The following is a 9,889-nucleotide window of genomic DNA, read 5'->3' as shown; positions in this document are numbered from 1 at the left end:
GGGGTCGGAGATGTGTTTAAGGGACAGGGGGGGGGCGCGGGGCCTGAGCGCGCCGACCCGGGCGAGCGCGTCCAGCGTCCAGTCCAGCAGCGCGGGCAGTTCGTCGCGGGCGGCACCGGCCGGGGGCTCGTGGCGCTCCGCGCGTAGTTCGGCCACACGCTGCCGCAACAGGTCCAGCAGTACGGCCACGGCGACCGGACCGGAGGAGAGGTGGAGCAGGGAGAGCAGTTGCGGTGCGGCCTCGACGACCTCGGCGACGAGCGAGGGGTCGGCGTCGGCGCACTCCGGCTCGAGCGCCGCGGGGTGCGCGAGCGACCACGCGTCGAAGAGCGCGACCCAGCCGCGCAGCACGGCGGTGTCGTCGCGGTCCCAGGCGCGCAGTCGCCAGCCGGGCCGGGCGGCCCCTCCTTTGTGCAGCTCGATCAGGCCGGTCAGCCGCGCCCGGTCCCAGGCGGTGCGCACCTGCCGCTCCGTCAGGCCCAGGGCGGCGGCCGCCCGCAGCACGTCGGGGTCCCGTAGTATCCCGGCGGTCCCGGGGGCGGCGGCGCCGGTCTCCGCGTCGGCCCAGCGGGCCAGCCGTACGGCGTCCGCGAGTTCGGTGCGCGCCCTGCGGGCGAGCTCGGGCAGCGCCGGGATTCCCTCCGGAGGCCGCGGCGGACGGCTTCGCCGCACTGTGGCGGCACGGCGCGCGGTGGCGAGTGGCCTGCGCGGGACAAGACGCAGCGGAGTGTCTCGCGGGATACGGGACGTCACGGGAGCAGTCTTGCGGGTGAGCACCCGGAAACCCAAACGAGCGTCCCCGTACCGGGATTGACCCCGCCCGAATTGACGGGAGAGATGGGTCTTTGTGCGGATATAAAGACCACGTATGGCGGGCGTCAGAGCAGGGGGGTGAGGAAGCGCCGGAGGGCCTCCTCGTATGTTGAGGGGTTGGCGTTCCACATGGCCGCGTGCGAGGCGCCGCTGACGGCGTGCAGCGTGACCAGGTCCGGGCGCTGCCGGGCGAGTTGGCGGGACGGCCCCCACGGGGCGAGCGTGTCGTCGGGACCGTGGAAGACGAGCGCCGGGACGTCCAGCCGCTCGGGGTGGGCGGCCTCGGCGATCCGCTCCGCGTGCAGTCCGGTGCGGCCCTCGGTGGCGCGCACGCCGAGCGGCAGCAGCGCGCGGGGCGCACCCCGGGAGGCGGCGGCGGCACGGACCGTGCTCTGCCAGTCGAGCACCGGGGAGTCCAGGACCATCCCGGACACCAGGGAGCGCAGCGGGGAGTGGCAGGCGGCACGGAGCGCCATCGTCGCACCGGTGGACCAGCCGTGCAGCACCAGCCGGCGCGCGCCGTGCCGTACCGCGTAGCGCATCGCCGCGTCGAGGTCGCGCCACTCGGAGTCGCCGAGGTGGCCGATGCCGTCCCACGAGGGGGGCGCGCCGGCGTCGTTTCGGTAGGAGAAGGCGAGCACGGGCAGCCGCAGTTTGGCCAGGAACGCCATGACGTTCATGCCGAGCTCGCGGGAGGTGCCGAGGCCGTGCGCGAGGACGACCCAGGTGTCACGGGCGCCGGGCACGAACCAGGCGGGCAGCAGGCCGAGTTCGGCGGGTATCTCGGCGTCCCGGTACTCCAGGCCGAGGGCCGATCCCGGAGTGCCGACGTGCGTCTGCGGGGTGAGCCGCACCTGGTCGCCCGGCGCGACGCCGCCGCGGTTGATCCGCACCAGACGGCGGGTGACCGAGTCCGGGGCCGTCGAGAGCACCTCGCCGACGGTGACGTGCACCCCGGCCGCGATCAGGCCGTGCACACCGCGCCGGGCGGTGCCCAGGGTCCGGCTGAGGGTGACGTCCTGGCCGGTCACGGCGTGGACGGTGAGCGGGTCCGGGTCGACGCCGTTCGCGGTCGGCCTCAGGGCAAGCTCGGAGACATGCCGCCCGGCCGCCACCGCGGCCGCACCGGCACCGAACGCTGTCGTGGCGGCGAGGGCCGCCGCGGTGGTGAGGCGCATCGCTTCCAGTCTCCGCGCGCTCACCCCGCGCGGCCAGTGGGCGGGGCCGTCCGGGCTCAGTCGTTCTCGGCGTCGTGGGCCGCACGGGGCCGGGGGACGTCGGCACGTGCGGCCCGGTGCTCCCCCTGCTCGCCGTACTCGCCGTGCTCCTCGTGGGCCTCGTGGGCCTCGTGGGCCTCGTGATCGCCGTGCGCCCCGTACCCTTCGTGCTCCTCCTCCGTCCCGTCCCCGGGCTGGCCGTACTGGCGCAGCCTCTCGGCGACACGGGCGAGTTCGCGCTTGGAGAGCAGGGAGGGCGAGAACCCGGCGACGGAGCGGGCGGCGAGCCAGACCTGGCACATCCACTCCAGCTGGGCGGTGCGGTCGTAGGCCTGCTCGAGGTCGTCGCCGTAGACGATGGTGCCGTGGTTGCGCAGCAGGCAGCCGGTGCGGTCGCGGAGCGCGCGCAGGACGTTGGCGGCCAGTTCCTCGCTGCCGTACGTCGCGTAGTCGGCGACGCGTATCCGGCCGCCCAGGGCCGCGGCCATGTAGTGGATGGCGGGCAGCTCGTACAGGAGCGTGGAGACGGCGGTGGCGTGCACGGCGTGGGTGTGCACGACGGCGCCCGCGTCGGTGTGCCGGTAGATCGCGAGGTGCATCGCCAGCTCGCTCGTCGGGCGCAGGTCGCCGAGCACCTGCTTGCCGTCCAGGCCGACGCCGACCGTGTCGTCCGGGCCCAGGCGGTGGTAGGGCACCCCGCTGGGGGTGACGAGCACGAGGTCGTCGCCCACCCGCACCGACACATTGCCGGACGTACCGACCACGAGACCGTCGTCGACCGAGCGGCGGGCCGTGTCCACCAGCTCCGACCAGGCCCGTGCCACCGCGTTCCGCACCGACATCCGTGTCACCTCCGAGCGCTGATCCTGACAGGTTGGCCGTTGCCGCACGTTCCCGGGGCACAGTAGCGTCCCGGCACAGTTTCCGGACCGATCACGCATACGAATTGCAGGGGCACCATGACCACCGTCAACGGCGGCATCTCCTTCTGGTACGCGAAGTCAGGGCTCCCGGTGCCGCGTGAGCCGCTGCCCGGGGACACCACCGCCGACGTGTGCATCGTCGGGGGCGGCTACACCGGACTGTGGACCGCCTACTACCTGAAGAAGGCCGTGCCCTTCCTGCGGATCGTCGTCCTGGAGCAGCGCTTCTGCGGCTACGGCGCCTCCGGCCGCAACGGCGGCTGGCTGTACAACGGCATCGCCGGCCGCGACCGCTACGCCGCGCTGCACGGCCGTGAGGCCGCCGTGGCGCTGCAGCGCGAGATGAACGGGACCGTGGACGAGGTGATCCGGGTCGCCGCCGAGGAGGGCATCGACGCGGACATCCACAAGGGCGGGGTGCTGGAGGTCGCGCACTCCCCCGCGCAGCTGGCGCGGCTCAGGGCGTTCCACGAGGCCGAGGTCGCCTTCGGCGAGAAGGACCGCCTGCTGCTGGGCGCCGCCGAGTCCGCCGCGCGGATCCGGGTCGCCGGGACGGCCGGGGGCACCTGGACGCCGCACGGGGCGCGCGTCCACCCGGCGAAGCTGGTGCAGGGGCTGGCCCGGGCGGTGGAGGCGCTCGGCGTCGTCGTCCACGAGTCGACCCCGGTGACCGAGATCCGGCCGAAGCACGCGGTCACCCCGTTCGGGAGCGTGCGCGCCCCCTACGTCCTGCGCTGCACCGAGGGCTTCACCGCCTCGCTCAAGGGCCACAAGCGGTCGTGGCTGCCGATGAACTCCTCCATGATCGTGACGGAGCCGCTGCCGAAGGAGGTCTGGGACACGATCGGCTGGGAGGGCCGGGAGGCGCTCGGCGACATGGCGCACGCGTACATGTACGCGCAGCGCACCGCCGACGACCGGATCGCCATCGGCGGCCGCGGGGTGCCGTACCGCTTCGGCTCCCGTACGGACAACGACGGCCGCACGCAGGCGGCGACGGTCGAGGCGCTGCGCGAGATCCTGGTGCGCTTCTTCCCGGCGACGGGGCGGGTGGCGGTCGACCACGCGTGGTCCGGGGTGCTCGGCGTGCCGCGCGACTGGTGCGCGAGCGTCGAACTGGACCGCTCCACCGGCCTCGGCTGGGCGGGCGGCTACGTCGGCAGCGGGGTCGCGACGGCGAACCTCGCGGCGCGGACGCTGCGCGACCTCGTCCAGCTGGACTCCGGCCAGGCGCACGGCACGGAGCTGACGTCCCTGCCGTGGGTGCACCACCGCGTGCGCCGCTGGGAGCCCGAGCCCTTCCGGTGGATCGGGGTGCACGGGCTGTACGCGGCCTACCGCGCCGCCGACCGGCGCGAGCAGGCCGGACGCAGCGCGGAGACCGACCGGGTGGCGCGCATCGCGGACCGCATCTCGGGCCGCCACTAGGCCGTGTCGTCAAAGGAGCGCCGGCCGCCCAAAGGGCGGGCCCAGCGGCGTCTGGTGCGGTGCATCGCAAGGCGGAGAGCCGTCCTCGTAGTGGGCTACTCGGACGATTCGACAACGCAGCGAGGTGCCGTGCCAGGCGCCGCTGGGTAGGCGGGACTTTGACGACACGGCCTAGGCCCGTCCCCCCGTCGGGCCACGACGGCCCCGGGCCGTGACCAGGATCTCTTCCGCAGGCGCCGGGAAGGGCGATCGAAGCACGTCAAAGGCCGGATTCCGGGGCGAAGTCCACACGGACCCACACCCCCCGCACGCACCGGCACCGCCGCGCCTCTCCTCGTTCACCTTCCGTTCATCCAGACTCCGTACGGTCGCCACCGCCACTGTCCGATCGAACGAATGCCTGGGTCAATGGAACACATCACGCTCCTGATCGGAATCGTGATCATTACCGCACTCGTGTTCGACTTCACGAACGGTTTCCACGACACCGCCAATGCGATGGCGACCACCATCTCCACTGGCGCGCTCAAGCCCAAGACGGCGGTGGCCATGTCCGCCGTGCTCAACCTCGTCGGCGCCTTCCTCTCCGTCGAGGTGGCGAAGACGATCTCCGGCGGCATCCTCGACGAGAGCGCGGGCATCAAGCCCGAGGTGATCTTCGCGGGGCTCGTCGGCGCGATCGTCTGGAACCTGCTGACCTGGCTGGCGGGCCTCCCCTCCAGCTCCTCCCACGCCCTGTTCGGCGGCCTCATCGGCGCCTCCGTCGCCTCCGCGGGCTTCAGCTCGATCAACGGTGACGCGGTCGTCATGAAGGTCCTGATCCCGGCCGTCTGCGCCCCGGTGGTCGCCGGTCTCGCCGCGATGCTGGCGACCCGTCTGACCTACCGCATCGGCCGCAACGCCGACCCGAAGGCGACCGCCAAGGGCTACCGGGCCGGGCAGATCGCCTCGGCCGGTCTGGTCTCCCTCGCGCACGGCACCAACGACGCACAGAAGACCATGGGTGTCATCACCCTCGCCCTGATCGCGGGCAACGTCGTCGCCCCCGACTCCGACCCGCCGCTGTGGGTCATCGTGTCGGCCGGCATGGCGATCGCGCTCGGCACCTTCATCGGTGGCTGGCGGATCATCCGCACCATGGGCAAGGGCATCACCGACATCCAGCCGCCGCAGGGCTTCGCCGCCCAGACCGGCGCCGCCACCGTCATCCTCGCCTCCTCCCACCTCGGCTTCTCGCTCTCCACCACGCAGGTCTGCTCCGGCTCCGTCATGGGTGCCGGTGTCGGCCGCAAGGGCGGCGTCGTCCGGTGGAGCACCGCGGGCCGCATGTTCGCCGCGTGGGGGCTCACCCTTCCGGCCGCGGGTCTGGTCGCGGCGGGCGCCGCGCTCCTGGCCGACCAGGGGGACCTGGGCGTCACCGCGGTCGCCGTCCTGGCACTCGCCGCTTGCGTCGCGATCTGGATCGCCTCGCGCCGCAAGCCCGTCGACCACACCAACGTCAACGAGGCCCACGGCGACGCCGAGGAGCCGGGCGTCATCACCACGGCGATCGCCGCCGTGATCCCGCCGCCCGCCGGCCTCACGGCCGCCACCGTCGACGCCGACCCCGCCCAGGCCCCCGCCTGACGGCGGTGCCGCACCGGCCCCGGAAGGAACCAGCATCATGCACATCGACTGGGCTGCCCTCGGCTCCGTCTTCGGCGTCAGCCTCGCCGTGACCATCGGACTCGTCGGCCTGTTCACCCTCGGCATCGTGGGCCTGTCCAAGCAGGGCGCGGCCACCGGCGAGGCGGGCGGCGGCTCCGCCGCCGGCTCGACCGCGCTGGCCCGCAGCGGCGCGTACCTGTGCTTCGCGCTGTGCGCGGCAGCCGTCGCGTACGGGATCTTCCTGATCGTCGCCTGACCCGCGGGTCACCGGGCAGCGTGCGCGCGGCCCGGTGTGAAGTTGACCTCAGCTCCCGGCTTTCCGGCCGTGAGCTGGGGTTTCTTCTTTTCCACAGGCCGTCGCGGTGAGTTGACGGGCCGGAGCGGCGCGTGGTGGTATCGGAACCGCCAAACGGCGGCAGGAGAGGAAGTCCGGTGCGAATCCGGCGCGGTCCCGCCACTGTCACCGGGGAGCGGACCCCCGCCCATGGCCACGGCCCCGTGAGGGGCTGGAAGGCCGGGGGTGCCGCCGATCCGGGAGCCAGGAGACTCTCGTCGCCGGTCACGTCGAACCAGGGCGCGGACCCTGAGTGAGGACTCCTGTGATGCGCGGCCCCGGCCGTTCACCCGACACCGGCGTCGCGGCGCCGTGCGCGTTCGCCACCGGTGCCGCCCTCGGCTGGCTCGCCGACCTCGCCCTCGCCGACCCGCGCCGCGGTCACCCCGTGGCGGTGTTCGGCAGCGCCGCCGCCCGCCTGGAGCGTGCCCTGTGGCGCGACCACCGCGGCCGGGGCGCCCTCCACACGGCGCTGTGCGCGGGCGGCGCCGTGGCGGCCGCGGCCGGGCTCCGGCGTGCGGCACGCCGTTCCGGCCCCGCCTCCGTCGCCCTGACGGCGGCGGCGACCTGGGCCGTGCTCGGCGGGACCTCCCTGGTGCGGGAGGCGCGCGCCATCGGCGCCGCCCTGTCCGCCGGGGACACCGAGGCGGCGCGCGGGCGGCTGCCCCATCTGTGCGGCCGCGACCCGCAGGCGCTGGACGAGGCCCAGTTGGCCCGGGCGGTCGTGGAGTCCGTCGCGGAGAACACCTCGGACGCCGTCGTGGGCGCCCTGGTGTGGGGCGCGCTGGGCGGCGTGCCCGGGCTGGTGGGCTTCCGCGCGGTCAACACCCTGGACGCGATGGTGGGTCACAAGTCGCCGCGGCACCGGCGGTTCGGCTGGGCGGCGGCCCGGCTGGACGACGTGGCCGGCTACCCCGGCGCCCGGCTGACCGCCGCGCTCGCGGTGCTGGCCGGGCCCGACCCCCGGGGGGCCTGGCGGGCCTGGCGCAGGGACGGCTCCCGGCATCCCAGCCCGAACGCGGGACCGGTGGAGGCCTCGTTCGCGGGGGCGTTGGGCGTGCGCCTCGGGGGGACGCTTGCCTATGGCGGGCGGGTCGAGCACCGGCCCGTCCTGGGGGCGGGGAACCGGCCGGTGGAGGTACGGGACATCGAACGGGCGGCGCGGTTGTCGCGACGGGTCGGCGCGCTGGCGCTGGCGGTCGCGGTCGGCGGGCGCCTGGCGTGGGGCGCGGTCGCCCGGAGGAGGAACGCATGAGGGGCGGGGGCCTGCTGGTCGCCGGGACCACGTCGGACGCCGGCAAGAGCGTCGTCACGGCGGGGATCTGCCGGTGGCTGGCGCGGCAGGGTGTGTCCGTGGCGCCGTTCAAGGCGCAGAACATGTCGCTGAACTCGTACGTGACGCGCGAGGGCGCCGAGATCGGCCGCGCCCAGGCGATGCAGGCCCAGGCGGCGCGCGTGGAGCCCACGGCCCTGATGAACCCGGTGCTGCTCAAGCCCGGCGGGGACCGCACCAGCCAGGTCGTCCTGATGGGACGCCCGGTGGGCGAGATGAGCGCACGCGGCTACCACAACGGGAGCCGCGCGCAGCTGCTGGAGACCGTCACCGGCTGCCTGGAGGAGCTGCGCGGCCGGTACGACGCGGTGATCTGCGAGGGCGCCGGCAGCCCAGCCGAGATCAACCTGCGGCGGGGCGACATCGTCAACATGGGCCTGGCACGGGCCGCCGGGCTCCCGGTGGTCGTGGTCGGCGACATCGACCGGGGCGGGGTCTTCGCCTCGTTCTTCGGGACGACGGCGCTGCTGGCCCCCGAGGACCAGGAGCTGGTCTGCGGCTACCTGGTCAACAAGTTCCGCGGCGACGTGTCCTTGCTGGAGCCGGGTCTCGAGATGCTGCGCGGGCTGACCGGGCGCCGCTTCTACGGGGTGCTGCCGTACCGGCACGGCCTCGGCATCGACGAGGAGGACGGCCTGCGGATGTCGCTGCGCGGCACCGTCAGGGAGTCGGACACGGCGCCGCCGCACGGTGAGGACGTCCTGCGGGTCGCCGTCGCGGCGGTCCCGCTGATGTCGAACTTCACCGACGTGGACGCGCTCGCCGCCGAGCCCGGTGTGCTCGTCCGCTTCGTCGACCGGCCCGAGGAACTGGCCGACGCCGACCTCGTCGTCCTGCCCGGCACCCGCGGCACGGTCAAGGCCCTGGAGTGGCTGCGGCAGCGGGGCCTGGCCGATGCCGTCACCCGCCGGGCCGCGCAGGGGCGCCCGGTGCTGGGGATCTGCGGCGGCTTCCAGATGCTCGCCGAGACGATCGAGGACGACGTCGAGTCCCGCGCGGGCACGGTCGCCGGGCTCGGCCTGCTGCCGGTGCGGGTCCGCTTCGCCGTGGCGAAGACCCTGGCCCGGCCCTCCGGGAAGGCGTACGGCGAACCGGTCGAGGGGTACGAGATCCACCACGGGGTCGCCGACGTCCGCGGCGGCGACGAGCCCTTCCTGGACGGCTGCCGCACCGGCGCGGTCTGGGGCACCCACTGGCACGGCTCGCTGGAGAGCGACGGCTTCCGCCGCGCCTTCCTGCGCCGCGTCGCCCGGGCCGCCGGACGGCGCTTCGTACCCGCCCCCGGCACCGCCTTCGGCGCGCTCCGCGAGGAGCAACTGGACCGGCTGGGCGACCTGATCGAGGAGCACGCCGACACCGGCGCGCTGCTGCGCCTCATCGAGCAGGGCCCCCCTGCGGGGCTGCCCTTCGTCCCCCCGGGGGCACCGTGAGCACCCCGTCGCGGCCCCGTAGCGGGGCCGTCCGTGAGCACCGCCGCAACGTCCGTTCGACCCAGGAGGCCGCGTGAGCACCCCTTACCCCTTCACCGCGATCGTCGGGATGGCGGACCTGCGCCTGGCGTTGCTGCTGAACGCGGTCAGCCCGGCGGTGGGCGGTGTGCTGGTGCGCGGCGAGAAGGGCACCGCCAAGTCGACCGCCGTACGGGCGCTGTCGGCGCTGCTGCCGCCCGTGGACGTCGTGCCCGGCTGCCGCTTCGGCTGCGACCCGGCGGCGCCCGACCCGGCCTGCCCGGACGGGCCGCACGGCCCGGACGCCGGCGCGGAGAGCCGGGCGGCGCGCATGGTGGAGCTGCCGGTCGGCGCGTCCGAGGACCGCCTCGTCGGCGCCCTGGACATCGAACGGGCCCTGGCGGAGGGCGTGAAGGCCTTCGAGCCGGGGCTGCTGGCCGACGCGCACCGCGGCGTGCTGTACGTGGACGAGGTCAACCTCCTCCACGACCACTTGGTGGACCTGCTGCTGGACGCGGCCGCCATGGGCGCCTCCTACGTCGAGCGGGAGGGCGTCTCCGTGCGCCACGCCGCGCGCTTCCTCCTCGTCGGCACGATGAACCCCGAAGAGGGCGAGCTGCGGCCGCAGTTGCTGGACCGCTTCGGTCTCACGGTGGAGGTCGCGGCCTCGCGGGAGACCGACGAGCGGGTGCAGGTCGTCCGGCGGCGCCTCGCCTACGACGCGGACCCGGCGGGCTTCGCCGCCG

At 74.5% G+C, this 9,889-nt stretch carries 7 protein-coding genes, 2 pseudogenes and 1 riboswitch; of the genes and pseudogenes, 6 read left to right on the top strand and 3 right to left on the bottom strand.

The annotated features are described in order from the left end of the window. From PV350_RS40275 to PV350_RS40265, 3 genes and pseudogenes are all read right to left on the bottom strand, one after another. Window positions 1-753 (bottom strand): annotated as a pseudogene (locus PV350_RS40275) (hypothetical protein); the annotation flags it as partial. A gap of 125 nt (window positions 754-878) precedes the next feature. Continuing rightward, window positions 879-1,991 (bottom strand): alpha/beta hydrolase, encoded by a 1,113-nt coding sequence (locus PV350_RS40270; protein WP_499511150.1) that lies wholly within the window; start codon window positions 1,989-1,991, stop codon window positions 879-881. Window positions 1,992-2,218: 227 nt separating this feature from the next. Continuing rightward, window positions 2,219-2,872: pseudogene (locus tag PV350_RS40265) on the bottom strand (class II aldolase/adducin family protein); the annotation flags it as partial. A gap of 117 nt (window positions 2,873-2,989) precedes the next feature. Here PV350_RS40265 and PV350_RS40260 point away from each other — a divergent pair. The 6 genes from PV350_RS40260 to PV350_RS40235 all read left to right on the top strand — a co-directional run. Then, the gene (locus PV350_RS40260) at window positions 2,990-4,381 is read left to right on the top strand and encodes an NAD(P)/FAD-dependent oxidoreductase (RefSeq protein WP_499511151.1); all 1,392 of its coding nucleotides are present in this window, start codon (window positions 2,990-2,992) and stop codon (window positions 4,379-4,381) included. Between the two features lie 408 nt (window positions 4,382-4,789). Further along, window positions 4,790-6,007 (top strand): inorganic phosphate transporter, encoded by a 1,218-nt coding sequence (locus PV350_RS40255; RefSeq protein WP_499511152.1) that lies wholly within the window; start codon window positions 4,790-4,792, stop codon window positions 6,005-6,007. Between the two features lie 37 nt (window positions 6,008-6,044). After that, entirely contained in the window at window positions 6,045-6,284 is a 240-nt protein-coding gene (locus tag PV350_RS40250) for a hypothetical protein (RefSeq protein WP_499511153.1), read from the top strand. 166 nt (window positions 6,285-6,450) lie between these two features. Further along, a riboswitch (cobalamin riboswitch) is annotated at window positions 6,451-6,576 on the top strand. Between the two features lie 54 nt (window positions 6,577-6,630). After that, complete coding sequence (locus tag PV350_RS40245; RefSeq protein ID WP_499511154.1) at window positions 6,631-7,617, top strand: cobalamin biosynthesis protein; 987 nt, start codon at window positions 6,631-6,633, stop codon at window positions 7,615-7,617. Beyond that, window positions 7,614-9,125, top strand: a complete 1,512-nt coding sequence (locus PV350_RS40240; RefSeq protein ID WP_500338381.1) for a cobyric acid synthase — start codon at window positions 7,614-7,616, stop codon at window positions 9,123-9,125. Before PV350_RS40245 ends, PV350_RS40240 begins: the two co-directional genes overlap by 4 nt. A 73-nt stretch (window positions 9,126-9,198) precedes the next feature. Next, window positions 9,199-9,889, top strand: a 691-nt coding sequence (locus tag PV350_RS40235) for a magnesium chelatase ATPase subunit I (protein WP_500338380.1), incomplete at its 3' end; no start/stop codon positions are given.

It is taken from the genome of Streptomyces sp. PA03-6a (assembly GCF_033792765.1).
GTDB lineage: Bacteria > Actinomycetota > Actinomycetes > Streptomycetales > Streptomycetaceae > Actinacidiphila.
This window is presented reverse-complemented; position numbering and strand designations above follow the sequence as displayed.

Bases quoted from the DNA above. Each gene is read 5' to 3' on its own strand.
- PV350_RS40270 (WP_499511150.1), bottom strand. From the start codon at position 1,991: ATGCGCCTCACCACCGCGGCGGCCCTCGCCGCCACGACAGCGTTCGGT.
- PV350_RS40260 (WP_499511151.1), top strand. From the start codon at position 2,990: ATGACCACCGTCAACGGCGGCATCTCCTTCTGGTACGCGAAGTCAGGG.
- PV350_RS40255 (WP_499511152.1), top strand. From the start codon at position 4,790: ATGGAACACATCACGCTCCTGATCGGAATCGTGATCATTACCGCACTC.
- PV350_RS40250 (WP_499511153.1), top strand. From the start codon at position 6,045: ATGCACATCGACTGGGCTGCCCTCGGCTCCGTCTTCGGCGTCAGCCTC.
- PV350_RS40245 (WP_499511154.1), top strand. From the start codon at position 6,631: ATGCGCGGCCCCGGCCGTTCACCCGACACCGGCGTCGCGGCGCCGTGC.
- PV350_RS40240 (WP_500338381.1), top strand. From the start codon at position 7,614: ATGAGGGGCGGGGGCCTGCTGGTCGCCGGGACCACGTCGGACGCCGGC.